Raw genomic sequence first — 605 nt, 5'->3', positions numbered from 1 at the left:
TGACTTTCTTTTTCGAGCGTCCCGGGGCGACAATCATGTACAGATCAATCAAATTCGCTAATTGGTCTAACCGCCTCTCGCTCTTCTGATTGTATCCCCAAATGAGGCCGAGCCACTCACGCCAATTGTAGATTCTGTATTCCAACGCAATATACCTGTCATCGTAACAGACCGTAAGACCTCCTCCGGCCAATATAATGCTTATGTGGGCGCCGACAATCTCGCCATCGGGAAACTGGCCGGTCAATATAGCCGCACGATTTTACAAGGAAAGGGTTCGGTCGGATTAGTCACAGGGCTATCGGGCACCTCGGCTTCAATAGAGCGTGAAAAAGGCTTTATCCAGCAAATTGGAGATGCCACAGCGATTCAGGTGAGCGGCCTCATTCACGGCGGCTGGGAGAAAAATAAAGCCTATCTGGAAATGCGTAAGCATATAAACGTCATGAGCCAGAGTGATATCATCTTCACCTTCAATGATCAGATGGCCATGGGGGTAAAAAAAGCATTGGACGAAGCCCAGATCAAAAAGGACATTAAGATAATCGGTGTTGATGCTCTTTCTGGTCCCGGAAATGGCCTTGAACAGATCATACAGGGCAAAA

The 605-nt window shown here is 47.8% G+C and carries 1 protein-coding gene; it reads left to right on the top strand.

Annotation, left to right across the window (positions count from 1 at the left end; all coding sequences use genetic code 11):
- Positions 1-85 precede the first annotated feature (85 nt).
- A partial coding sequence (locus B2X72_RS00790) for a substrate-binding domain-containing protein (RefSeq protein ID WP_349681387.1) occupies positions 86-605 on the top strand: 520 nt, incomplete at its 3' end.

It is taken from the genome of Sphingobacterium sp. UBA7253 (assembly GCF_002472745.1).
GTDB classification, from domain to species: domain Bacteria; phylum Bacteroidota; class Bacteroidia; order Sphingobacteriales; family Sphingobacteriaceae; genus Sphingobacterium; species Sphingobacterium siyangense.
This window is presented reverse-complemented; position numbering and strand designations above follow the sequence as displayed.